The sequence below is a fragment of the Streptomyces lomondensis genome (assembly GCF_014651035.1).
GTDB lineage: Bacteria > Actinomycetota > Actinomycetes > Streptomycetales > Streptomycetaceae > Streptomyces > Streptomyces lomondensis.
This window is the reverse complement of the sequence record NZ_BMWC01000008.1, coordinates 67,124-90,587: the sequence shown is the minus strand read 5'-3', so window position 1 is coordinate 90,587 and position 23,464 is coordinate 67,124. Positions and strand designations below refer to the sequence as shown.

General features: G+C 70.9%; 22 protein-coding genes and 4 tRNA genes. 14 read left to right on the top strand and 12 right to left on the bottom strand.

Features of this window, described 5'->3' with window-relative positions:
• Nucleotides 1-281: 281 nt before the first annotated feature.
• The 3 genes from IE255_RS25485 (at nucleotide 282) to IE255_RS25475 (ending at nucleotide 4,931) form a co-directional block, all read left to right on the top strand.
• Nucleotides 282-2,204 (top strand): hypothetical protein, encoded by a 1,923-nt coding sequence (locus tag IE255_RS25485; RefSeq protein ID WP_190052958.1) that lies wholly within the window; start codon nucleotides 282-284, stop codon nucleotides 2,202-2,204.
• A gap of 282 nt (nucleotides 2,205-2,486) precedes the next feature.
• Nucleotides 2,487-3,962 carry a N,N-dimethylformamidase beta subunit family domain-containing protein gene (locus IE255_RS25480; RefSeq protein WP_190052706.1) on the top strand — a complete coding sequence of 492 codons (1,476 nt, stop codon included), beginning with the start codon at nucleotides 2,487-2,489 and terminating at the stop codon, nucleotides 3,960-3,962.
• Between the two features lie 69 nt (nucleotides 3,963-4,031).
• The gene (locus IE255_RS25475) at nucleotides 4,032-4,931 is read left to right on the top strand and encodes a phosphoribosylaminoimidazolesuccinocarboxamide synthase (protein WP_190052705.1); all 900 of its coding nucleotides are present in this window, start codon (nucleotides 4,032-4,034) and stop codon (nucleotides 4,929-4,931) included.
• 42 nt (nucleotides 4,932-4,973) lie between these two features.
• On the opposite strand, the gene IE255_RS25470 is transcribed toward IE255_RS25475, so the two are convergent.
• The 8 genes from IE255_RS25470 to IE255_RS25435 all read right to left on the bottom strand — a co-directional run bounded on the left by IE255_RS25470 (nucleotide 4,974) and on the right by IE255_RS25435 (nucleotide 9,587).
• Nucleotides 4,974-5,049 (bottom strand) — tRNA-Gly (locus IE255_RS25470).
• Nucleotides 5,050-5,071: 22 nt separating this feature from the next.
• A complete protein-coding gene (locus IE255_RS25465; RefSeq protein WP_190052704.1) occupies nucleotides 5,072-5,692 on the bottom strand; it encodes a response regulator transcription factor in 621 nt (206 codons plus the stop codon).
• Nucleotides 5,689-6,954, bottom strand: coding sequence for a sensor histidine kinase (locus tag IE255_RS25460; protein WP_190052703.1), 1,266 nt, complete (start codon nucleotides 6,952-6,954; stop codon nucleotides 5,689-5,691). The genes IE255_RS25465 and IE255_RS25460 overlap by 4 nt, the downstream gene beginning before the upstream one ends.
• Before the next feature lie 22 nt (nucleotides 6,955-6,976).
• Entirely contained in the window at nucleotides 6,977-7,780 is an 804-nt protein-coding gene (locus tag IE255_RS25455) for an ABC transporter permease (RefSeq protein WP_190052702.1), read from the bottom strand.
• Nucleotides 7,777-8,748 (bottom strand): ABC transporter ATP-binding protein, encoded by a 972-nt coding sequence (locus tag IE255_RS25450; protein ID WP_190052701.1) that lies wholly within the window; start codon nucleotides 8,746-8,748, stop codon nucleotides 7,777-7,779. The genes IE255_RS25455 and IE255_RS25450 overlap by 4 nt, the downstream gene beginning before the upstream one ends.
• A 161-nt stretch (nucleotides 8,749-8,909) precedes the next feature.
• Nucleotides 8,910-8,982: transfer RNA gene (locus IE255_RS25445), tRNA-Gly, on the bottom strand.
• Between the two features lie 80 nt (nucleotides 8,983-9,062).
• Nucleotides 9,063-9,134: transfer RNA gene (locus IE255_RS25440), tRNA-Gly, on the bottom strand.
• Between the two features lie 135 nt (nucleotides 9,135-9,269).
• Complete coding sequence (locus IE255_RS25435) at nucleotides 9,270-9,587, bottom strand: histone-like nucleoid-structuring protein Lsr2 (RefSeq protein WP_190052700.1); 318 nt, start codon at nucleotides 9,585-9,587, stop codon at nucleotides 9,270-9,272.
• A gap of 267 nt (nucleotides 9,588-9,854) precedes the next feature.
• Between IE255_RS25435 and purS the strand changes: the two genes are divergently transcribed.
• The 9 genes from purS to purM all read left to right on the top strand — a co-directional run bounded on the left by purS (nucleotide 9,855) and on the right by purM (nucleotide 18,858).
• On the top strand, nucleotides 9,855-10,118 hold the full coding sequence (gene purS / locus IE255_RS25430; protein WP_030251612.1) for a phosphoribosylformylglycinamidine synthase subunit PurS: 264 nt from the start codon (nucleotides 9,855-9,857) through the stop codon (nucleotides 10,116-10,118).
• On the top strand, nucleotides 10,115-10,795 hold the full coding sequence (gene purQ, locus IE255_RS25425; RefSeq protein WP_190052699.1) for a phosphoribosylformylglycinamidine synthase subunit PurQ: 681 nt from the start codon (nucleotides 10,115-10,117) through the stop codon (nucleotides 10,793-10,795). Before purS ends, purQ begins: the two co-directional genes overlap by 4 nt.
• Nucleotides 10,792-13,050, top strand: coding sequence for a phosphoribosylformylglycinamidine synthase subunit PurL (purL, locus tag IE255_RS25420; RefSeq protein ID WP_190052698.1), 2,259 nt, complete (start codon nucleotides 10,792-10,794; stop codon nucleotides 13,048-13,050). Before purQ ends, purL begins: the two co-directional genes overlap by 4 nt.
• A 101-nt stretch (nucleotides 13,051-13,151) precedes the next feature.
• Nucleotides 13,152-13,652 (top strand): ArsR/SmtB family transcription factor, encoded by a 501-nt coding sequence (locus IE255_RS25415; RefSeq protein WP_190052697.1) that lies wholly within the window; start codon nucleotides 13,152-13,154, stop codon nucleotides 13,650-13,652.
• Between the two features lie 22 nt (nucleotides 13,653-13,674).
• Nucleotides 13,675-14,508, top strand: a complete 834-nt coding sequence (locus IE255_RS25410; protein WP_190052696.1) for a M23 family metallopeptidase — start codon at nucleotides 13,675-13,677, stop codon at nucleotides 14,506-14,508.
• Nucleotides 14,509-14,513: 5 nt separating this feature from the next.
• The gene (locus IE255_RS25405) at nucleotides 14,514-15,311 is read left to right on the top strand and encodes a maleylpyruvate isomerase family mycothiol-dependent enzyme (protein WP_190052695.1); all 798 of its coding nucleotides are present in this window, start codon (nucleotides 14,514-14,516) and stop codon (nucleotides 15,309-15,311) included.
• 64 nt (nucleotides 15,312-15,375) lie between these two features.
• Nucleotides 15,376-16,152, top strand: coding sequence for an META domain-containing protein (locus IE255_RS25400; protein WP_190052694.1), 777 nt, complete (start codon nucleotides 15,376-15,378; stop codon nucleotides 16,150-16,152).
• A 63-nt stretch (nucleotides 16,153-16,215) separates the two neighbouring features.
• Nucleotides 16,216-17,745: an amidophosphoribosyltransferase gene (gene purF / locus IE255_RS25395; protein ID WP_190052693.1), complete on the top strand. Its 1,530-nt coding sequence runs from the start codon at nucleotides 16,216-16,218 to the stop codon at nucleotides 17,743-17,745.
• A 45-nt stretch (nucleotides 17,746-17,790) separates the two neighbouring features.
• On the top strand, nucleotides 17,791-18,858 hold the full coding sequence (purM, locus tag IE255_RS25390; protein ID WP_190052692.1) for a phosphoribosylformylglycinamidine cyclo-ligase: 1,068 nt from the start codon (nucleotides 17,791-17,793) through the stop codon (nucleotides 18,856-18,858).
• 69 nt (nucleotides 18,859-18,927) lie between these two features.
• Here purM and IE255_RS25385 read toward each other — a convergent pair whose 3' ends face one another.
• Together IE255_RS25385 and IE255_RS25380 are read right to left on the bottom strand one after the other, a co-directional pair.
• On the bottom strand, nucleotides 18,928-19,179 hold the full coding sequence (locus IE255_RS25385) for a DUF3073 domain-containing protein (protein WP_184985501.1): 252 nt from the start codon (nucleotides 19,177-19,179) through the stop codon (nucleotides 18,928-18,930).
• A 318-nt stretch (nucleotides 19,180-19,497) separates the two neighbouring features.
• Nucleotides 19,498-20,601: a Leu/Phe/Val dehydrogenase gene (locus IE255_RS25380; protein ID WP_190052691.1), complete on the bottom strand. Its 1,104-nt coding sequence runs from the start codon at nucleotides 20,599-20,601 to the stop codon at nucleotides 19,498-19,500.
• Nucleotides 20,602-20,824: 223 nt separating this feature from the next.
• Between IE255_RS25380 and IE255_RS25375 the strand changes: the two genes are divergently transcribed.
• Nucleotides 20,825-21,670, top strand: coding sequence for a DUF8083 family protein (locus tag IE255_RS25375; RefSeq protein WP_190052690.1), 846 nt, complete (start codon nucleotides 20,825-20,827; stop codon nucleotides 21,668-21,670).
• Between the two features lie 597 nt (nucleotides 21,671-22,267).
• Entirely contained in the window at nucleotides 22,268-22,474 is a 207-nt protein-coding gene (gene bldC / locus IE255_RS25370) for a developmental transcriptional regulator BldC (protein ID WP_003949541.1), read from the top strand.
• Between the two features lie 461 nt (nucleotides 22,475-22,935).
• Here the strand turns inward: bldC and IE255_RS25365 are convergent, their stop codons facing one another.
• A complete protein-coding gene (locus IE255_RS25365; protein WP_190052689.1) occupies nucleotides 22,936-23,139 on the bottom strand; it encodes a DUF6274 family protein in 204 nt (67 codons plus the stop codon).
• A 159-nt stretch (nucleotides 23,140-23,298) separates the two neighbouring features.
• A tRNA-Asp gene (locus IE255_RS25360) sits at nucleotides 23,299-23,373 on the bottom strand.
• Nucleotides 23,374-23,464: the final 91 nt, after the last annotated feature.

Below are 23,464 nucleotides of genomic sequence, written 5' to 3'. Positions count from 1 at the left end.
TCACAGGCCCCGGATCCGTCTCAGGATCCGGGGCCTGAAGTTGTCGGGTTGCGGGGGCCTGATCCTCGCCGTCCGTCATCCACCTCTCCCCAAAGCCATTCCATCGAGTGACCGATGCCCTATCCGGCTGACGTGGGCCGAGGCCCCAACTAGGGTGCGGCGCAAGCGTTCCGGCACTTGGCCCACCGGCATTGCGATGTCGGTGGCGGGTGCCACAGTGGGGGAGTGAGCAAGGAAAGCGTCAGGTCAACGGGGAGGGGGTGAGGTCGGTCGTGACCGGAATGGGTGTGGAGGCAGGCGCGCAGGCCGCGCGGTCCCGGGCGCTCGTCGTGCTGCGCATCCGCAGCCGCGCGCTGGCCGTCGCCCTGCTGCCCGCCGCCGTCGCCGTGATCCTGCTCGCGGGCGCCGCCACCGGCCGTCTCACGGGTCCCGGGTGGGACGCCGCCCGCTGGGTCCTGACGCCGGTCGCTGTCCTCGTGCTGCTCGCCGCCGCCGGTGTCGCCCTCGTCGTCGCCCGGGCCCGCCCCGCCATCAGCCCGACCGTTCCGATCGCCGAGGAGGCGGCCCCCGACCTGTACCGGATGGTGCGCGACCTCGCCGACCGTCTCGACGTCCCCGCACCCTCCGCGATAGCGCTCACCCCGGACTGCGACAGCTGGCTGGAGGACCGCACCCACCGGGCCCACGGCCCGCCCCCGGTCGAGGAGCACGACGAGATAGCGGGTGCGGGGAAGTACGCGCAGCGCCGTCACCCCGTCGCGCCGGTCCTCGTCATCGGCTCGCCCTTCCTGTGGTGGATGCGGGTCGGCGAGCTGCGCGCGGTCCTCGCGCCGGTCGTCGCCGGTACGGGCCCTTCGGCCCACCCGGACATAGCCGCCGCCCGGCGCTTCGTCCGGGGTCTGGACGCCGCGGTGGCCGTGACCTCGGCGCCCCGCCGCGACCCGGTGTCGCGGGTGGTGCTCGCCGGTGTCGGCTGGGTGGCCCGGCTTCTGCTGCGCAGCTGCCGCGGGCACGCCGCCGAGATGGAGCGGGGCGTGGCGGCCGCGGCCGCGGAGCGTGCACAGGCTGTGGATTACGGCCTGCGGATCGTCGCCCAGGAGCAGGTGGGGCTGGCGTACGCGGGCTGGGACCGGCTGCTGACCAGGGTGGCCCTGCCCGCCTGGCGGATGGGCCGCTGGCCGTCCCGGCTGGACGCGGGCGTCGTCGCGGCGCTCACGGAGCTGTCCCGGCGCGACCGCCTGGCCGAGGGCTTCGCGTCCCGGCTCGGTGAGCGGCCGGCCTGCGATCTGCTGGAGGAACCGGGCGCCATCGACGAGGCCGCCTCCCTGCTCGCCGCCCGCCTCTTCCACGGCGGCCCCGCGGGGCCCGGCCCCGACTGGTCCCCGGTGGACTGGAGCGAGTATCCGGAGGAGGTCGTGGACCGCAAGTGGCGCCTGGACGCGGCCCGCCTCCACCGCGTCCTGGACGAGATGGGCGTCCGCCCCGCCACCGGCCCCACGGCCCCGGCCACCGGCGCCCCGACCCTCTCCCGCGTCCTGGACCACCTGACGGAGACGCCCCCCGCCTGGCCGACAGACGGCCCCGGACCCGGACCCGCACCCGGATCCAGACCAGACACCGATGCGATCAGAGAGACCGACGGGACCGAGGGGGCTACAGCCGGCGACCCAGCCCCCTCCGACGACGAAGACCTCTCCGGCACAACCCCCCGCAGCGCCACCCTGGCCGCCCGCCTCAGCGCCGAACTGGCCCGAGAGGAGGCCACCGCGACGCCCCGGACGGCCACCACCGCCTCGCCCACCACCACCGCCTCGCCCACCAGCGCCGCCTCGGCTACCACCGCCGTCTCGGCTACCACCCCCGCCGCGGCCACCGCACCGCCCACCGGCCAGACCACCACCCCCGACCCCGCCCTCTGGGACGACCGGACCCTCCCCCTCTTCCCCCTCCAGCCCCCGCGCACGGCCCGTGAACTGCTCGCCGACCACCTCACGGCGATGGTCTGCTGCGCCGCGATGGACACCGCCGGCGCGACACCGGGCCTGGACTGGCTGGACGGCCCCACCCTCCTCGTCAACGGCGACCGCACCGCCGACCTGGCGCCCAAGGTCCTCAGCCTCATCGAGGACGGCGACCCCACCCCGCTGCGGTCCTGGCTCTCCCAGCTCGGCATACGCCCGGAGAAGCCGGTCCGGCTCGGCTGACGGCCCCGCGCCACAGCATGCGGACTCCGGCCTTCCGCTTCTGGTCAATTCAAGACGAACAGTGACGGAGTGCGTGCGTTATGTGATGTGCTTGGACCGATCGCGCGCATGGCATGAGCGCGCGACATACGACAAGCACATAGGGCACGCCACATCGCACCAACCGCAGAACCGCACCACTGCACGCCGCACCGCAAGCACCTCAAGCACCGCATGCACCGCACGCACCACACCGGCAGACCGGCACGCACACCACGGGGGCAAAGGGGAGGGGAAGCGACCATGGGTTCGGAGCAGATCCGCCGCTGGGAGTCGGGAGCGCTGGCGCACGCCGTGACGGATCCCTTCGGGCTGGGCCCGGTTCCGTGGCTGCGCGGCAGCGTGACGTACTTCGACGACACCGGACAGGTCGTCCCCTGGTACGCGGAGCAGGACGCGCCCCACGCGCCGAAGGCGGGCAGCCGCTCCGGCGGCCCCCGCGCGGCCGACGACATCCGCCGCCAGATCAAGGGCTTCACCTCCACCGGCGCGGTCGCGCCCGGCGAGGCCATCGACTTCCACATCACCGTCGACCCGCCCCAGGAGTTCGGCGTCGACATCTACCGCATCGGCCACTACGGCGGTGACGGCGCCGCCAAGATCACCAACAGCCCGCGCCTGTCCGGCATCGTGCAGCCCCCGCCGCTCACCGCGGACCGTACGGTCTCCTGCCACCACTGGTGGCTGTCCTGGCGCCTCCAGGTCCCGTCGTACTGGAACATCGGGGCGTACGTCGCCGTCCTCACCACCGCCGACGGCTACCGCTCCCACGTGCCGTTCACCGTCCGCCACGACCAGCCCGCCGACCTGCTCCTGGTCCTGCCCGACATCACCTGGCAGGCGTACAACCTCTACCCGGAGGACGGCCGCACCGGCGCCAGCCTGTACCACGCCTGGGACGAGAAGGGCCGGCTGCTCGGCGAGGCCGACGCCGCCACGACGGTCTCCTTCGACCGGCCGTACGCGGGCGCCGGCCTCCCCCTCCACGTCGGCCACGCCTACGACTTCATCCGCTGGGCCGAGCGCTACGGCTACGACGTCGCCTACGCCGACGCCGGCGACCTGCACGCCGGCCGCGTCGACCCCACCCGCTACCGCGGCCTGGTCTTCCCGGGCCACGACGAGTACTGGTCGGCCGAGATGCGCCGGACCGTGGAGGTCGCCCGCGACGCCGGCACCTCGCTCGTCTTCCTCTCCGCCAACTCCCTGTACTGGCAGGTGGAGCTGGGCCCCTCCCCGTCCGGCGTCCCGCACCGGCTGCTGACCTGCCGCAAGCGCAAGGGCCCGGGCAAGCCGGTGCTGTGGCGGGAGATCGACCGGGCGGAGCAGCAGCTCCTCGGCATCCAGTACGCGGGGCACGTCCCCGAACCGCACCCGCTGATCGTGCGGAACGCCGGGCACTGGCTGTGGGAGGCGACCGGGGCACACGAGGGCGACGAGATCGAGAACCTGGTGGCGGGCGAGGCCGACCGCTACTTCCCGCGCACCCCGCTGCCCGAGCACGAGGAGCGCGTGCTGCTCGCCCACTCCCCGTACACCGACAAGGAGGGCGTCCTCCGCCACCAGGAGACGTCCCTCTACCGCGCCCCCTCCGGGGCCTGGGTCTTCGCATCCGGAACGTTCGCCTGGTCCCCGGCCCTGGACCGCCCGGGCCACGTCGACCCCCGTGTCCAGCGCGCCACCGCGAACCTCCTCGACCGCATCTGCAAACGCGACTGACCCGCTGTCGGTGATCAAGCTCGCATACGGGAGAATCGAGCCACTCGTACAGAACCACGGGGAGGAACCGTGTCCGGATTCGTCGAAAAGCCCGAGCCGCTCCAGGTTCCGGGCCTGGTGCATCTGCACACCGGCAAGGTGCGCGAGCTGTACCAGAACGAGGCGGGCGACCTCGTGATGGTCGCCAGCGACCGCATCTCCGCGTTCGACTGGGTGCTGCCGACCGAGATCCCCGACAAGGGCCGGATCCTCACGCAGCTCTCCCTGTGGTGGTTCGACCAGCTCGCCGACCTGGTCCCGAACCACGTCCTGAGCACGGAACTGCCCGCGGGCGCCCCCGCCGACTGGCAGGGCCGCACCCTGGTCTGCAAGTCGCTCCAGATGGTCCCCGTGGAGTGCGTGGCCCGCGGCTACCTCACCGGCTCGGGCCTGGCCGAGTACAACGAGTCCCGCACGGTCTGCGGACTCGCCCTGCCCGAGGGCCTGGTCGACGGCAGCGAACTGCCCGCCCCGATCTTCACCCCGGCCACCAAGGCCGCCGTCGGCGAGCACGACGAGAACGTCTCCTACGAGGAGGTCGCCCGCCAGGTCGGCGCGGACACCGCGGCCCGGCTCCGCCAGGCGACCCTCGCGGTCTACTCCCGGGGCCGGAACATCGCCCGGGAGCGGGGCATCATCCTCGCGGACACCAAGTTCGAGTTCGGCTTCGACGGCGACAGCCTGGTCCTCGCCGACGAGGTCCTCACCGCGGACTCCTCCCGCTTCTGGCCGGCCGACCAGTGGCAGCCGGGCCGCGCGCAGCCGTCGTACGACAAGCAGTTCGTCCGGGACTGGCTGACCTCGCCGGAGTCCGGCTGGGACCGCAAGAGCGAGCAGCCGCCACCCCCGCTGCCGCAGCAGGTCGTCGACGCCACCCGCGCCAAGTACGTGGAGGCGTACGAGCGTCTCACCGGCACCAGCTGGTCGTAGAACACGAAGAAGCCCCCCGGCCGGAACCGGGGGGCTTCTCGCTGGAGCGAACGACGAGGTTCGAACTCGCGACCTCAACCTTGGCAAGGTTGCGCTCTACCAACTGAGCTACGTTCGCATGCGCCGTGGCGCGGGAACCACTATACCCAACCTCGCTCCCGCGCGAGCCGCACCGCCGCGTGCCGGTTCTCCGCCCCGAGCTTCGACACCGCCGACGACAGGTAGTTCCGTACGGTCCCCTGCGACAGCGCGGCCCGCTCGGCGATCTCCGCGACGGGCGCCCCGTCGGCGGCGAGTTCCAGCACCTCGGCCTCCCGGGCGGTCAGCGGCGAGTCACCGGCGGCGATCGCGTCGGCGGCCAACTCCGGGTCGACGTAACGGTTCCCGGCGTGCACCGTGCGGATGATCTCCGCGAGCCGCTGCGCGCTCACCGTCTTCGGCACGAATCCCCGCACCCCGGCCGCCAGCGCCCGCTTCAGATGCCCGGGCCGCCCGTGGCTGGTGACGATGAGCACCTTGCAGCCGGGCAGCTCGGCCCGCAGGGATGTGGCGACCTTCACACCGTCGGCGCCGGGCATCTGGAGATCCAGCACGGCGACATCGGGCTTGTGCGCCCGGGCCATCGCCAGCGCCTCCGGCCCGGTGGCCGCCTCGGCTACGACGATGAGATCGCCCTCCAGCGACAGCAGCGCGGCGAGCGCCCCCCGGATGAGGTGCTCGTCGTCGGCGAGCAGCAGCCGCACGGATTCCGCGGCCGTCATGCCGTGACCTCGCTCACGGCCTGTACGGCGGGGGCGGGCGGCACGGGAACCGAGGGCAGCGGGATCTCCGCCGTCAGCCGGAACAGGCCCTGCCCCGCGGGCCCGGCCTCCAGCGTCCCGTCGATCTGCGCCAGCCGTTCCCGCAGCCCGGTGAGCCCGGAGCCGGACGAGCCGGACGAACCGTCCCCGGCCTCGGTGACCCCGTCGTTCTCCACGGACAACACCACCCGCCCCTCCAGCATCCGAAGCCGCACAACACACCGCCGCGCGTCCCCGTGCCGCAGCACGTTCGTCGCGGCCTCCCGTACGACCCACCCGAGGGCGGACTGCACCGCGGGCGGCAGCCCGGCCGCCGTGGCCCCGCTGACCGTGCAGTCGATGCCGGCGGCGGCCAGCACGCCCTGCGCTCCGGCGAGTTCCGAGACGAGGTCGGCCTCGCGGTAGCCGCGCACGACCTCCCGCACCTCCCGCTGCGACTCGTGCGCGAGCCGCTGCACCTCGACCATCTGCGCCACGGCCTCCGGCCGACCCCGCTGGGCGAGCTGCACGGCCAGTTCGCTCTTGAGCGCGATGACGGCGAGGTTCCGCCCCATGACGTCGTGCAGATCCCGCCCGAACCTCAGCCGCTCCTCGGCGACGGCGAGCCGGGCCCTGGTCTCGCGCGCCTCGTCGAGTTCGTAGACGGCGTTGAGCAGCCACACGGAGAAGACGGCCGTGAAGGACAGGAACACTCCGCCGGCCAGCACGATCACCGCTGTGAAGAACGCGGCGAGCGCGGAGGCTCCCAGCGCGAACGACACGATCCAGGCGCCCAGGGCGAAGCCGCCCGCGATCCCGAAGACCCGCCGCCGGTTCCGGACGCCGAGCGCGATGATGGCGGGACCGAAGATCAGGACGACTCCGAAGACCCCGCCCGCGGCGGTGTCGACGCTCTCGCGGTCCGGTCCGTGCTCGGCGATGCCGATCGCGGCGACGGCCACGGCGGCGGTGACGGCGGCCAGGGTCCACAGCAGCCGCACGGGCTGCGGCCGCCGGCCACGCGTCCAGTCCACCGCCCGCGAGACGATGGCGCAGCAGGTGACGGCGTGCACCCCCACCAGCAGCAGCACCAGGCCGCCCAGTCGCTCTCCCAGCGGTGCCACGGCCGTGAGCCCCACGGAGAAGAACTCGACCACCGCGAAGAAGTGGAACGACGCCCGCGTGTACGTCTCGACCTTCTCCGGTGTGGTCTTCCGCCGCCACCACCTGCCCGGCCCCCGCATCAGCCCGTCACTCCCCCTTCGGTCAGCGCCGCGGTTCCCAGCGGAACCACCGCCGTACAGCAAACACCCCGAGCAGGATCCAGGCCACCGCCGTCACCAGGGCGCCCAGGGACTCGGAGGCAGACAGGTCGCCGGTCCAGCCGCCGCGCACCAGGGTGACGACGGGCGTCAGGGGCAGCAGTTCGCAGATGGCGGCCACCTTGTCCGGCAGCAGCTCCAGCGGCACGAACAGCCCGGAGCCCATCATCGAGACGAGCATCAGCGGCATGGGCGTGACCTGGGCGCTCTCGCCGGTCCGGGTGAAGCTCGCGGTGGCCGCGGCGAGGGCAGTGCACATCACGAGCCCCACCAGCAGGCCGAGGACCGCCAGCTGGGGCGCCGAGGGCGCGGACAGGTCCAGCAGCACCGAGCAGGCCGCCGCCAGCAGCAGGCACTGCACCAGCCCGGTGAGGACGGCCGGCAGCGCGGAGCCGGCCAGGATCTCGACGTCCCGCAGCTCGCCGGTGCGCAGCCGCTTGAGGACGAGTTCCTCGCGCCGGACGACGAAGGCGCCGACGAGCACCGAGTAGACGGCGAAGAGCAGGGAGAAGCCGATCGCGGCGGGCAGCACCAGGGTGCCGGCGTTCAGCCCTGCCTCGGCGAGGTCCATCTCCTCGGCCGCCGACCGCACGCTGACCGGCATCACCAGTGGCAGGAACAGCGCGGCGACGAGCGCGCCCCTGGTCCGGCCGAGCAGGGTCAGTTCGGCGCGGGCGAGAGCCGTCATCCGGCTCAGTGCGGTGGTCGCCGTCGGTGCCGGGCGGGACATCGTGCGGGTGGTGCTCATGCCGCGTACTCCTTCGTCGTCATCCCGCCGGCCTGCTCCGCCGAGACGGTCCTGGCGATCCCGAGGAATGCCTCCTCCAGGGACGCCGACCGCACGTCCAGGCCGCGCAGCTCCACCCCGGCCCGCTCGGCCCACGTCAGCAGCCCGGTGGCCGACCGCTGGAGTTCACGGGTGCGGAGCCGGACGGTCCGGCCGTCGGTCTCGTGGCCGGTCACGCCCAGCTCGCCGAGCGGTGGCAGGTCGCCCACGAAGTAGCCCTCGGGCAGCTCGAAGGAGATCCGCGACGGCTGTGTGGCGGTCACCTCGGCGGGCGTCCCGGTGACGGCGATCCGTCCCTCGTGCATGATCGCCAGCCGGTCGGCGAGGTGCTCGGCCTCCTCCAGGTAGTGCGTGGTCAGCAGCACCGTCGTGCCGCCGTCGCGCAGCGCGCTCACCAACTCCCAGGTGTCCCGGCGGCCTTCGGCGTCCAGCCCGGTGCTCGGCTCGTCCAGGAAGAGCACCTCGGGGTCGCCGAGCAGGGCGAGCGCCAGGTCCAGCCGGCGCCGCTGGCCGCCGGACAGCTGCTTGACCCGGATGCCGGCCTTCGACTCGAGACCGACCAGCGCCAGGACCTCCGCCGCCGGCCGGGCGCCGCTCACGCACCCCGCCCACATCCGCGCGGTCTCCGCGACGGTCAGCTCGGACGGGAAGCCGCCCTCCTGGAGCATCACGCCGGTGCGGGGCCGTACGGCGGCCCGCTCGCTGTACGGGTCGTGCCCGAGGACCCGCACCCGGCCGCCGGCCGGCGCCGCGAGCCCCTCCAGGAGTTCGACGGTCGACGTCTTGCCCGCGCCATTGGTGCCGAGCAGGGCGAAGATCTCCCCGCGTCGCACGGAAAAGCTGATTCCGCTTACCGCCTCGAACCCGCCCCCGTACACACGCCGCAGGTCAGTGACCTCAATCACGTGTTCGTGTCCGTTGCTTTCCATGTCTTCAGCGTTCCGCCCGGACAGCCCCGAGAGCAGTGCGCGCTGTCATCACTCGCCATGACAAATGTCAGGAGGGGACTTGGCCGCAAACGCCGCACACGCCGCAACACGCCGCACACGAAAAAGACCCCGGTCCAGAAGGACCGGGGTCTCATTTCCCGAGCGGACGACGAGGCTCGAACTCGCGACCTCAACCTTGGCAAGGTTGCGCTCTACCAACTGAGCTACGTCCGCATTGCTCCCGACCAGCTTTCACCGATCGGTGCGAGCACCAGCTTACCTGATCCACAGGAGTGGTCGGTACGGCTGTGCAGAGCGGGTGACAGGAATCGCACACTGCGCCTTCCCCCTGGAAGGGGGATGTTCTACTACTGAACTACACCCGCATATCTCCGTGAGCTGGGCCTTTCGGCCTCGCCCCTCGGCGTGCTCCAGACTCTAGCTGATCAGCCGGGGTGCTGCGCAAGTCGGTTGCCGCGAGGGGCGGGTGACCGGCCGTCGGCCCGTGCTCGGGAAAGCCGTCACTGGGCGGCGCTGAACGCCTCGTAGACCTTCTTGGGGATGCGCCCGCGCGCGGGCACCTCCATCTTGTTGGCCTGAGCCCAGGCCCGCACGGCCGACGGGTCGGGGGCGACCTCCGTCTGCCGGTACGCCTTGCCCGAGCGGGACCGCTTGCGGCCGGCCTCCACGTAGGGCGCGAGCGCCTTCCGCAGTTGTCCGGCGTTGACCTCGCTCAGGTCGATCTCGTACGACCTGCCGTCCAGTCCGAAGGCGATCGTTTCCGCCGCTTCCGAGCCGTCGATGTCGTCAAAGAGAGTGACCACGACCTTCTGCGCCACGAATATCGGTCCCTTCCTGCGGCACTTGCCAATTTATTTGTACAGTGCCCGACAATGCATTGTGAAACCCGACTAAATCCTTCCGCGTGTCCGAACGCAATAGGTTTCGGGTGTCGATCCGGAATCTTTCCCGGAAATTTTCGTGTGTGTGCTCGCCGATGCCGGATCGTGATGACGGTCACGTAGCTTCCTACAAGTCGACGCGCGTAGAAATTTTGTGCGGGTAGTCTGAAGGAACCTGCTCAGCACCACACACCGGGAGTGCCAGTGGCACGCGTCGTAGTCGACGTCATGCTCAAGCCGGAGATCCTCGACCCCCAGGGCCAGGCGGTGCAGCGCGCACTGCCGCGGCTGGGTTTCGACGGGATCTCGGACGTCCGCCAGGGAAAGCGTTTCGAACTGGAAGTTGACGGGCCGGTCGACGAGGCCGCCCTCGCCCGCATTCACGATCTTGCGGAGTCGTTCCTCGCGAACACCGTGATCGAGGACTTCACCGTCCGGGTCGAGGAAGTCGCGGAGGCCGTGAAGTGACCGCTCGTATTGGCGTCGTCACTTTCCCCGGCAGTCTGGACGACCGGGACACCCAGCGCGCGATCCGTCTGGCGGGCGCCGAGCCGGTCGCCCTGTGGCACAAGGACAAGGACCTCAAGCAGGTCGACGCCGTGGTGCTGTGCGGTGGTTTCTCCTACGGCGACTATCTGCGCGCCGGGGCCATCGCCCGTTTCTCGCCGGTCATGGAGCCGCTGCTGGAGCAGGCGAGGGCCGGACTGCCGGTGCTCGGCATCTGCAACGGCTTCCAGATCCTCACCGAGGCCCACCTGCTGCCCGGCACGATGCTGCGCAACAACCACCTGCACTTCATCTGCCGTGACCAGAAGCTGCGCGTGGAGAACGCCGAGACGGCCTGGACCAGCGACTACACCGCCGGCCAGGAGATCCACATCCCGCTGAAGAACATCGACGGGCAGTACGTCGCCGACCAGCGCACGCTGGACACGCTGGAGTCCGAGGGCCGGGTCGCCTTCCGGTACCTGGACGTCAACCCCAACGGCTCGAACAACGACATCGCGGGTGTCACCAACGAGGCCGGCAACGTCGTAGGCCTGATGCCGCACCCCGAGCACGCCGTCGAGCCGCTGATCGGCACCGGTCGCACCGACGGCCTCCCGTTCTTCACCTCGATCCTCAAGAAGCTGGTCAACGCATGAGCCGGACGCCTCTGGACACGGTCGAGCACGCGGCCGCGACCCCCGACGTCGAGCTGCCCTGGGCCGAACTGGGCCTGAAGAAGGACGAGTACGAGCGGGTCGTGGAGATCCTCGGCCGCCGGCCCACCGGGGCCGAGCTCGCCATGTACTCGGTGATGTGGTCGGAGCACTGCTCGTACAAGAGCAGCAAGGTGCACCTGCGCCAGTTCGGCGAGAAGGCACCCGAGAACGACGCCATGCTGGTCGGCATCGGCGAGAACGCCGGTGTCGTGGACGTCGGCCAGGGCTACGCGGTCACTTTCAAGGTCGAGTCGCACAACCACCCGTCGTACGTCGAGCCCTACCAGGGCGCGGCCACGGGTGTCGGTGGCATCGTCCGCGACATCATCGCCATGGGCGCCCGGCCGGTCGCGGTCGTCGACCCGCTGCGGTTCGGCGCGGCCGACCACCCCGACACCAAGCGCGTGCTGCCGGGTGTCGTCGCCGGCATCGGCGGCTACGGCAACTGCCTGGGCCTGCCCAACATCGGCGGTGAGGTCGTCTTCGACTCCTGCTACCAGGGCAACCCGCTGGTCAACGCCGGCTGCATCGGTGTGATGCGGCACGAGGACATCCACCTCGCGAAGGCGTCCGGCGCGGGCAACAAGGTCATCCTGTACGGGGCCCGGACGGGTGGTGACGGCATCGGCGGCGCCTCCATCCTCGCCTCCGAGACCTTCGACGACGCCAAGCCCTCCAAGCGCCCGGCCGTCCAGGTCGGCGACCCCTTCCAGGAGAAGCTGCTCATCGAGTGCACCCTGGAGGCCTTCAAGGAGAAGCTGGTCGTCGGCATCCAGGACCTCGGCGCGGCCGGCCTGTCCTGCGCCACGTCCGAGCTCGCCTCGAACGGCTCGGGCGGCATGCGCGTCACCCTGGACGACGTCCCGCTGCGCGACTCCACGCTCTCGCCCGAGGAGATCCTCATGAGCGAGTCGCAGGAGCGCATGTGCGCGGTCGTCGAGCCGGAGAAGGTCGACCGCTTCCTGGAGATCTGCGAGAAGTGGGACGTCATCGCCACCGTCATCGGTGAGGTGACCGACGGCGACCGCCTGGAGATCTACTGGCACGGCGGCAAGATCGTCGACGTCGACCCGCGCACGGTGGCGCACGAGGGCCCGGTCTACGAGCGCCCCTACGCCCGCCCGTCCTGGCAGGACGCCCTCCAGGCGGACGACGCGAACAAGCTGCCGCGTCCGCAGACGTCCGAGGAGCTGAAGGACCAGGTCCTGAAGCTGGTCGCCTCCCCGAACCAGGCCTCCAAGTCCTGGATCACCAGCCAGTACGACCACTTCGTGCAGGGCAACACCGTCCTCGCCCAGCCCGAGGACTCCGGCATGATCCGGATCGACGAGGAGACCGGCCTCGGCGTGGCCCTCGCCACGGACGGCAACGGCCGGTACGCCAAGCTCGACCCGTACGCGGGCGCGCAGCTGGCCCTGGCGGAGGCGTACCGCAATGTCGCCACGACCGGCGCCAAGCCGCTCGCGGTCTCCGACTGCCTGAACTTCGGTTCGCCCGAGGACCCGGCGGTCATGTGGCAGTTCGCGGAGGCCGTGCGCGGTCTGGCGGACGCCTGCCAGCAGCTGGGCACGCCGGTGACCGGCGGCAACGTGTCGCTGTACAACCAGACGGGCGAGGCCGCCATCCACCCGACCCCGGTGGTCGCGGTCCTCGGCGTGATCGACGACGTGGCCCGCCGCACGCCGGTCGCCTTCCAGGAGGAGGGCCAGCTGCTCTACCTCCTCGGCGACACGCGTGAGGAGTTCGGCGGCTCGGCCTGGTCCCAGGTCGTGCACGACCACCTCGGCGGTCTGCCGCCCAAGGTCGACCTGGAGCGCGAGCGGCTGCTCGCCGAGATCCTGATCGCCGCCTCCCGCGACGGCATGATCGACTCCGCGCACGACCTGTCCGACGGCGGTCTGATCCAGGCCGTGGTCGAGTCGGCGCTGCTCGGCGGCAAGGGCGCGCGCCTGATCGTCCCGGACGGGCTCGACGCGTTCACCTTCCTCTTCTCCGAGTCGGCCGGCCGCGCGATCGTCGCCGTGCCGCGCTCCGAGGAGCTCCGCTTCAACGACATGTGCGGCGCCCGGGGCCTCCCGGCCACCCGCATCGGTGTCGTCGACGGCGACACGGTGGACGTCCAGGGCGAGTTCGCGCTCACCCTGTCCGAGCTGCGCGAGGCGCACGAGGGGACGATTCCGGCGCTGCTGGCGTAGGCAACTCCCTCCGAAGCCCCCGTCCGGTCCGCCGGGCGGGGGCTTCGCCGTGTCCGGATTCCGCTCTTGAACGTAATTACGTAGTTCCGTAATATCGTGGCGTGGATCTCGAACAACGCGTCGCCGACCTGGAGCGCCGACTGGCGGCACTGGAAGGCGCCCAGCGCACCGGACCCCGCCTGGACGGCGGCGACTTCTGGGCCCTGAACGGGCTGAAGGAGCAGCTGTCCGAGGTGGGAGCCACCGACGGAGGCGTCCTCTACACCGGCTCCGTACGGCTGCCGACGGGTGAGCAGTACGCCTGGCAGCTGGGCGCCCTCACGGAAGACCTGCTGGAGGGCGACTGGACGGCGGCCGCCGAGTCGTTCGCGGCCCTCGGCCACCCGGTCCGGCTCCGGCTGCTGCGCGAGATCCTCGGCGGCCGGCGCACCGCGGCCGAACTCGCCGAGCTGGACGAGGTCGGCACGACCGGCCAGATCTACCACCACCTGCGCCAGCTCACCGGCACCGGCTGGCTGCACACGACCGGCCGGGGCCGCCACGAGGTGCCGCCGGGGCGGGTCGTACCGCTGCTGGTGGCGCTGGCGACGGCCCGTCCATAAGAACGCATCGAAGGGGGACAGGATGTCCGCACGCAAGCTCGGCATGGTGGCTTTCCGGGGATTACAGCTGGTCTTCATCGCCCTGGTGGTCGCACACATCTGCTTCGACTGGGGCTACCACGTCCTGTGGAACTGCCTGCCGCTGGTCCTGGCGTACGCCGTCGTCACCGTCGCCAACCGGTGGGGCGGCGCCCCGGACAGCCCACGGGCGGCCCGCGAGCCCGTCGAGGTGGACCCGCCGGTCACCGGCCGCTGGTCCGCGCTGAACAGCCCGGCCGACCGCACCCCGAGCCACGGCGTCCACGCCCACGGTCAGACGTACGCGATCGACATCCTCGCCGAGCCCGAGCCGGGCGCCCGCCCCGCCTTCCGGTGGCTGTGGCCGCTCATCCGCCGCCCCCAGGACTTCCCGGCCTTCGGCGCCCCGATCCTCGCGGTCGCCGACGCCACGGTCGTCCGGGCGGAAGACCGTCAGCGCGACCACCTCAGCCGCACGTCCCTGCCGGGACTGCTGTACCTGATGCTGATCGAGGCCTCGGTGCGCGAGATGTCCGGCACCCGCCGCCTCCTCGGCAACCACCTCGTCCTCGACCTCGGCGACGGCACCTACGCCGCCTACGCCCACCTGCAGCGCGGCTCGCTCACCGTCCGCGAGGGCGACCGCGTGCACGCCGGGCAGCCGCTCGCCCGCTGCGGCAACTCGGGCAACTCCTCCGAGCCGCACCTCCACTTCCAGCTGATGGACGGCCCGGACCCGGACGCGGCCCGGGGCGTCCCCTTCACCTGGCGCGGAATCGGCGTGCCGCGCAACGGAGAGATCTTCGAGGCGCCGCCGACGACCGTCGCTCTAGGCTGACCTCCATGTCCCCGGCCAAGAAGCGCACCCGCAGCTACGACCCCGTCAAGATCCGGGCGGCCGTGCTCGCCCAGTTCGGGAACGTACGGACCGCTGTCGCCGGCCTCACCCCCGAGCAACTCGCCCTGCCCACCCGGCTCGGCGACTGGACGGTCCGGGAGCTGGCGGCCCACGTGACCATGGCCCTGGAGAGCGTCAGCCGCAACCTCGACCGCGACGAGCCGGCCAAACCGGAACTCGGTCTCCTCGACTGGCCCTTCGCCACCGCTGCCCGGGCCGTCGGCATCGACGACGGCACCCGGCAGCTCGCCGAGGCCGACCCCGACCTCGACGCCCTGTACGCCAGGACCGCGGAGCGCTTCGCCGAGAAGCTCGCGGGCGCCCCCGGCACCCGCGTCCTGGCCGCTCGCACGGGTGCCATGACCCTCGCGGACTACCTGGTCACCCGCACCGTCGAACTCGTCGTCCACACCGACGACCTCAACGCCGCCGTCCCCGGCCTGGACATCCCCTACGACCGTCAGGCCCTCGCCGCCTGCACCCGGCTGCTGGCCGACGCGCTCGCCGCGAAGGCGCCCGGCGGCTCGACGGAGGTGCGGGTCCCGCCCTACGCGGTGGTGCAGTGCGTGGAGGGTCCGAGGCACACCCGGGGCACCCCGCCCAACGTGGTCGAAACGGACCCGCTGACCTGGATCCGGCTGGCGACCGGGCGGCTCTCCTGGGACCAGGCGCTCCGGGACGCCAAGGTCAGCGCCGGCGGGGAACGGGCGGATCTCCGGGGACTGCTGCCCCTGATGGGGTGAGCGGAGGGAAACGGACGGGGCGGCCGGAGGGGAACCGATCACTCCCCCTCCCCGTCGAATCGGCATGTACAGGCAGAAGCAGCGCATGACCCTGACGGCCGTCGCCGTGCTCGTCCCGCTCGCGGCGGCCTGCGGCAGTGAGCAGGCGGACAGCGGCAGCGGCTCCGTCGGTGCCGACCAGCCCGTGACCGGTGTGCACTGGAGCATCGACAGCGTCACGGTGGACGGCACCACCCACCGCGCCCCCGCCGGCGCGCACGTGACGATCGGCGAGGGCGGCCGGGCCGAGGGCAGCTTCGGCTGCAACAACTTCAGCGCCCGGGCCACCGTCGACGGCGACCGCGTCCGGCTCACCGACACCGCGGCGACCGAGATGGCCTGCGACAAGGTGCCCGCGACCTTCGAACAGACCCTGTCCCGCACCCTCTCCGACGGCGAGCTCCAGGCCCGCACGGAGAACGGCCGCCTCACCCTCACCACCGGCGACGGGGACACCGTCCGCCTGACCGAGGCCAAGGACGCCCCGCTCAGCGGCACCAAGTGGACCGTCACGACCCCGAGGGCCGACGACCGCGCCCACCTCACCTTCGACGAGAAGAAGGGCACCGTCGCCGGCAGCCTCGGCTGCAACAAGGTCAACGCCAAGGCCACCGTCCGCGACGGCCATATCACCCTCGGCCCCCCGGCCACGACCCGGATGATGTGCGAAGACTCACTCATGGCCGACGAGAAGAAGCTGCTGCGACTTTTCGACGGGACGGCGAAGTACCGAGTCGATCACCAAACCCTCACCCTGACCAGCGAAAACGGCACGAGTGTGCGAGCTGTCGCCGAGCGGTGATCCACCGGAAAGTCCGGTATCCCCAATTCGGACCAGTGGTCGACCTCGCCTACACTCGGTGGCGTGCCACGTGGTGACGGACGACTCAACCACGACCTGCTCCCCGGTGAGAAGGGCCCCCAGGACGCTTGCGGCGTCTTCGGTGTCTGGGCTCCGGGCGAAGAGGTCGCCAAGCTCACGTACTTCGGGCTCTACGCCCTCCAGCATCGAGGCCAGGAATCCGCGGGAATCGCGGTCAGCAACGGCTCGCAGATCCTCGTCTTCAAGGACATGGGCCTGGTCTCCCAGGTCTTCGACGAGACGTCCCTCGGCTCGCTCCAGGGACACATCGCGGTCGGACACGCCCGCTACTCGACCACCGGCGCATCGGTCTGGGAGAACGCCCAGCCGACGTTCCGCGCCACCGGGCACGGCTCCATCGCGCTCGGCCACAACGGCAACCTCGTCAACACCGCCCAGCTCGCCGAGATGGTCGCCGACCTCCCCAAGCAGGAGGGCGGCCGCACCCCGCGCGTCGCGGCGACCAACGACACCGACCTGCTCACCGCGCTCCTCGCGGCCCAGACGGACGAGGACGGCAAGCCGCTGACCATCGAGGAGGCCGCCCACAGCGTCCTCCCGCAGGTCCGGGGCGCCTTCTCCCTCGTCTTCATGGACGAGCACACCCTGTACGCGGCCCGCGACCCGCAGGGTATCCGCCCCCTGGTCCTCGGCCGCCTGGAGCGCGGCTGGGTCGTCGCCTCCGAGTCCGCCGCCCTCGACATCTGCGGCGCCGCTTACGTCCGCGAGATCGAGCCGGGCGAGTTCGTCGCCATCGACGAGAACGGCCTGCGCACCTCCCGATTCGCGGAAGCGAAGCCCAAGGGCTGCGTCTTCGAGTACGTGTACCTGGCCCGCCCGGACACCGACATCGCCGGCCGGAACGTCTACCTCTCCCGTGTGGAGATGGGCCGCAAGCTGGCGAAGGAGTCTCCGGTCGAGGCCGACCTGGTGATAGCGACCCCGGAGTCCGGCACCCCGGCCGCGATCGGCTACGCGGAGGCGTCCGGCATCCCCTTCGGCGCCGGCCTGGTGAAGAACGCCTACGTCGGCCGTACGTTCATCCAGCCCTCGCAGACCATCCGCCAGCTGGGCATCCGCCTGAAGCTGAACCCGCTGAAGGAAGTCATCAAGGGCAAGCGCCTGGTCGTCGTCGACGACTCGATCGTGCGCGGCAACACCCAGCGGGCCCTGGTCCGCATGCTCCGCGAGGCGGGCGCCGCCGAGGTCCACATCCGGATCTCCTCGCCGCCCGTGAAGTGGCCGTGCTTCTTCGGCATCGACTTCGCCACCCGCGCCGAGCTCATCGCCAACGGCATGACGATCGACGAGATCGGCACCTCGCTCGGCGCCGACTCCCTGGCCTACATCTCCATCGACGGCATGATCGAGGCGACCACCATCGCCAAGCCGAACCTGTGCCGCGCCTGCTTCGACGGCGAGTACCCGATGGAGCTGCCCGACCCCGAGCTGCTCGGCAAGCAGCTGCTGGAGACGGAGCTGGCCGCCGGCCCGGCCGCCACGGCCGCCACCGACGCGATCCGCCGCCCGTAGGCAGCCCGCACTACCTGCTGTACGACACGAAGGTTCTCATTAGCCATGTCTGAGACAACTGGTGCCAGCTACGCAGCTGCGGGCGTCGACATCGAAGCGGGCGACCGCGCCGTCGAGCTGATGAAGGAGTGGGTGAAGAAGGCCCAGCGCCCCGAGGTCCTCGGCGGCCTCGGCGGGTTCGCCGGCCTCTTCGACGCCTCCGCCCTGAAGAACTACGAGCGGCCCCTGCTCGCCTCCGCCACCGACGGCGTCGGCACCAAGGTCGACATCGCCCGCCAGCTGGGCGTCTACGACACGATCGGCCACGACCTGGTCGCCATGGTCATGGACGACATCGTGGTCTGCGGCGCCGAGCCGCTGTTCATGACTGACTACATCTGCGTCGGCAAGGTCCACCCCGAGCGGGTCGCCGCCATCGTCAAGGGCATCGCCGAGGGCTGTGTGCTGGCCGGCTGCGCCCTGGTCGGCGGCGAGACGGCCGAGCACCCGGGCCTGCTGGGCGAGGACGACTTCGACGTCGCCGGCGCCGGTACGGGCGTCGTGGAGGCCGACCGGCTGCTCGGCGCGGATCGTATCCGGACGGGTGACGCGGTGATCGCCATGGCGTCCTCCGGTCTTCACTCGAACGGGTACTCCCTCGTCCGGCACGTCCTGCTGAACCAGGCGGGCCTCGCGCTGGACGCGCACATCGAGGAGCTCGGCCGCACCCTCGGCGAAGAGCTGCTGGAGCCGACGAAGATCTACTCGCTGGACTGCCTGGCCCTGATGCGCACCACCGAGGTGCATGCCTTCAGCCACGTCACCGGCGGCGGACTCGCGGCCAACCTCGCCCGGGTCATCCCCGACGAGCTGCACGCGATCGTCGACCGCTCCACCTGGACCCCGGGCCCGATCTTCGACCTCGTCGGCCGGACGGGGAACGTCGAGCGGCTGGAGCTGGAGAAGACCCTGAACATGGGTGTCGGCATGATCGCGATCGTGCCGCAGGAATCCACGGAGGTCGCCCTGGCGACCCTCGCCGACCGCGGCGTGGACGCCTGGGTGGCCGGCGAGATCACGGACCGGGGCGAGCACACCACTGGTGCCGCCCTGATCGGTGACTACGCCGACTGAGGACCCGAAGGCAGCACAGAACCCGGTCGGTGACCGAGGTCACCGACCGGGCAAGTGCTCAGTGCAAGGTCAAGCGCCGCGACGATGTTGCGGGGACTGGTCGTCCTCGTCCTCATCGTCGTCCTCGTAGAGGTCGGCGTACCGTGCGTACAGGTCGTCGTCCTGATCATCGTCCTCGAACGGCCCGCCGTTAGGCGGCTGCGGATTCGAAGGCGATGCACCCAGCTCCTCGGCCAGGCGTGAGAGGTCAGTCCCACCGCTGTTGTACTTCAGCTGGCGGGCGACCTTCGTCTGCTTGGCCTTGGCCCGGCCGCGCCCCATGGCTCGACCCCCTCAACGACGGGGCTCGACGGCCCCAGAGTCTTGACACGCGTTCATGGTCCGGCACGGACTCTCCGCAGAGAGACCGGTCCGTAGGGCTTCCACGGTACCTGAGCCCGCGCCCATACGGTACGTCGCCCGCATGACGTGCCCGCGCTCAGAGCCTTCGAGGTGCCCCGTCCTCGCTGGTCAACCGCGATTTTAACCACTTATCGGCGATCGACCCGCCGGTAGAAGTGAGAGTTCTCTCTAACTGCCCACCGAACGGTACCGGCCAAACGTGCGAGGCGTCCGCACCGGCTGCGGGCCGGACCGCGGTCAGCGCGCCCGGCGCGCCATGGCCGCGTCGTGCATCCGCTGCTCGGCGATCCGGTCGGCCGCGGCAGCCGGCGGAATGCCGTCGCCCTTCGCACGTGCGAATATGGCCAGCGTCGTGTCGTAGATCTTCGCCGCCTTCGCCTTGCACCGCTCGAAGTCGAAGCCGTGCAGCTCGTCGGCGACCTGGATGACACCGCCGGCGTTCACCACGTAGTCCGGCGCGTAGAGGATCCCGCGGTCGGCGAGGTCCTTCTCCACACCCGGGTGGGCGAGCTGGTTGTTGGCGGCGCCGCAGACCACCCGGGCGGTCAGCACGGGCGCGGTGTCGTCGCTCAGCGCCCCGCCCAGCGCGCAGGGGGCGTAGATGTCGAGCCCGTCGACCCGGATCAGCTCGTCGGTGTCCCGGGCGGCGATCACGTTCCGGTGCCGCTCGGTGATCCGCCGTACGGCCTCCTCGCGGACGTCCGTGACGAAGATCTCGGCGCCCTCCTTCACGAGGTGCTCCACCAGGTGGTGGCCGACCTTGCCGACGCCGGCGATGCCGACCCGCTTCGCGCGCAGCGAGGGGTCGCCCCACAGGTGCTGCGCGGAGGCCCGCATGCCCTGGTAGACGCCGTAGGCGGTGAGGACGGAGGAGTCCCCGGCGCCGCCGTTCTCCGGGGAGCGGCCGGTCGTCCAGCGGCACTCGCGGGCCACGACGTCCATGTCGGCGACGTACGTCCCGACGTCGCAGGCGGTGACGTACCGGCCGCCGAGGGAGGCGACGAAGCGGCCGTAGGCGAGGAGCAGCTCCTCGGTCTTGATCCGCTCGGGGTCGCCGATGATCACGGCCTTGCCGCCGCCGTGGTCGAGACCGGCCATGGCGTTCTTGTACGACATCCCGCGGGCGAGGTTCAGCGCGTCGGCGACGGCCTCGGCCTCGGTCGCGTACGGGTAGAAGCGCGTACCGCCGAGCGCGGGGCCCAGGGCGGTGGAGTGGATGGCGATGACGGCCTTGAGGCCGCTCGCGCGGTCCTGGCAGAGCACGACTTGCTCATGACCGCCCTGGTCCGAGTGGAACAGGCTGTGCAGTACATCAGCAGGTGCGCCGGTTACGTCGGTCACTGTGGTGACTCCTGAGTAAGTTGCGGCGGGTGGAGAGCAGCTCCCGTGCGGGTGGCGGGGGCTGTTGAGCACGAGATTAGAGCCTGGTCGGCCCGCCGACCGCACAGTGCTCAGGATCACCTCCGACCGGAGTACACCCGTGCGACGATTTGTATAGATTTCTCGCGCCTTTGTGAGTGGGTTCCGCAGGTTTTCACGACGGAGCGCGGGGGAGGGAGCAGGCGTGCCCAAGGTGTCCTCGGTGATCGTCCCCTACGCGACCTATCTGCGCGTGTACGAACCGCTGGCCGCCTTCCCCGAGCCGGAGCGCGGCCACTGGGCCCGCTACGCCCGCCGTACGGACCGCCCGTCGTACCAGGACGAACTCCGCCGCGCGCTGGCCGACTTGGCGCCCACGCCGCCGGTCCCGGTGCCGGTGCACGAGAGCGAGGACGCCTTCGTGCTCGACGTCGACGGCGTCGTCTGCGTCTGCCCCTGGCGCACCCGGCTGCGCGGCTGGCTGGCCTTGGAGGACCTCTCGGAGGAGCTCCCGCCGCCGGTCCTGGACGCGGTCCTGCCGCCCGTCCTGCGCCGCCAGGCCGCCCAGGACTACGAGCGCTGGCTGGCGATCAACCCCGACGCCCGGCCGTGGATCCGTACGGCGACCTGGCAGGTGCCGATCAACTGGTTCGTGCTCGTCTCTGACGAGGAGCGCGAGTACGACAAGGGCGCCTCGGCCGGCAGCCCGCCCGTGCTGCGCTACCGCACGCCCATGGTTCAGGCCCGGCGGCGCGTGGCCCGGGGCCTCAGGGCCCTGAAGGAGGCCATGGACGAGGGGCCGCTGATCGACGGTCTGGTGGACGTCGGGCGCTGGCTGGAGGAGTTCCACCCGCGCTCGCTCGTGGAGCTGGACTACGGCGGCCTGGTGCACGCCCTGCCGGCCGGCGCCCTGGAGGACGACCATTCGGCGGCGGACGTGGCCGAGGGCATCGCCGCGCTGCGCCGGGGCGACGGGACGGCCGCGGGGGCGGCGTACGGGCGGCTGGTGGAGCGGTGGCGTTCCGTACGGGATCTACGGTCCGCGAACTGACCTCTGACCTTGGTTTCGGTACGGACCGCTCGTGGTCGGTCACGAACTGACGTTTGACGAACCGCCCGATTTGGGGTTTCGTCCTCGCACCGAGTTCCTGAAGCGCAGTGTGCGTTTCCTGAAGCTTCGTCAACAAGGGACGTAGGACCCGATCCGGGCGTACCTCTCAAGTAGGCCAAGCGTGACGGACTACACGTACGTGGCCCTTGCGCCCCTTGCCCCTCCTCATGCCAAAATAGGACAAGGAGTCCGGGGAGGGCTCCTTCCGTCCCTAGTGCTGCACTATGGGCGGAATCTCAGCATTGCACGCTTTGGGGGGTCTCGTGACTCCTGATCGCCCTGTGACTGATCGTCACAGCGGCGTGACTGTCCGCTATGGCATGGTCCATCGGCTTCCGTCGCTGATGAACACCTGGAGGGGCAATTCCATCGGTTTGGCCGACGCGGCTGGACAGATGGTGTAGTTGTAGTGCCGAGGACAAGCCGTTCGTCCTATAACCGACTCGACTCGCGTCCGCCATTTCGGGCAACGCGGGTCAAGGTGCAGAATTTAGAGGAAAGAACCGAGAAGGTTCGGTTCTCCCGAGGAGGCCGCTCATGACCGCTCGCACCCCTGATGCCGAGCCGCTGCTGACCCCGGCTGAGGTCGCCACGATGTTCCGCGTCGACCCCAAGACGGTCACGCGGTGGGCGAAGGCCGGCAAGCTCACGTCGATCCGCACGCTCGGCGGGCATCGGCGCTACCGCGAGGCCGAGGTCCGCGCCCTGCTCGCGGGCATCCCGCAGCAGCGCAGCGAGGCCTGAACAACTGAATAACCGGGCAAACCGGCCGGTCCCCCACTGGCCGTGACGTCCGGAACCACAGCTCCAAGCGACGCGGGTCCTGCCCCAACAGGCCCCACGCCCAAGCAAGTAAGAGCCTTGCAGGCACGTAACAGGGTGCGTCGTCGGTCGCGCTGGACTCCGCCGGGTCCAGCGCGATCTTTTTTGTGCGCGGACTGGGGGGCTGCCGGGCTCGCTGTGAGTGGCCTTGTCGGAGTCTGGGGAGGGGTGTCGGATCCCCTGTGCGCGGTGCCCCGGGTGGGGTGCAATTGCACATATTAAATTGACCTGTTGTAGGAGGCGGGTAAATACCGCACTTTCCAGAACTCATGCGGTGACACCCGTCACATACCAAGCGGCTTGTTAGCTCTGGCGCCGGTGCGGTAGAGGAGCCCGCGGCTCCAGCATCCCCTGCCGGTGCGGGTGTTGAGACCCGGCGGCGATCACGCGGGCGCGGGGCTCTCGTCCTCGACGGCCTCCTCGGTGACCGGGGTCGCGGCCCGGGCGGCGCGCGGGGCCGACTCCATCGCCAGCCGCAGCAGGTGGTGGCAGATCGGGCAGTGTCGTGTGAGATGCCGGTACGACGACGCGGCCGCCAGGTGCGCGCGGAGCAGGGCCCGCGTCTCGTGCCTAGCCGATGCCGCCATACGCCACCTCCAGGGGGCCGTACGGGGAACGGCCCTGGTTCTGGGGTACCTAGCGAACGAAGGGCCGTCAAGACGGCGTGAGGGGGTGGGGAGGGCTCCTCGGGAGGTCAGGGCACACGAAAAAGGGCCCGGATCCGAAGATCCGAGCCCTTCTCACTGCGGTCCTGACGGGATTTGAACCCGCGGCCTCCACCTTGACAGGGTGGCGAGCACTCCAAACTGCTCCACAGGACCAGGTTTCGCGGCACTTTTCTTGCGTTGCGCTGCGAGAAGAGACTGTACAGGAGGGTGAGCCCCCTGGTCGAACTCACCCTGCGTGCGCATG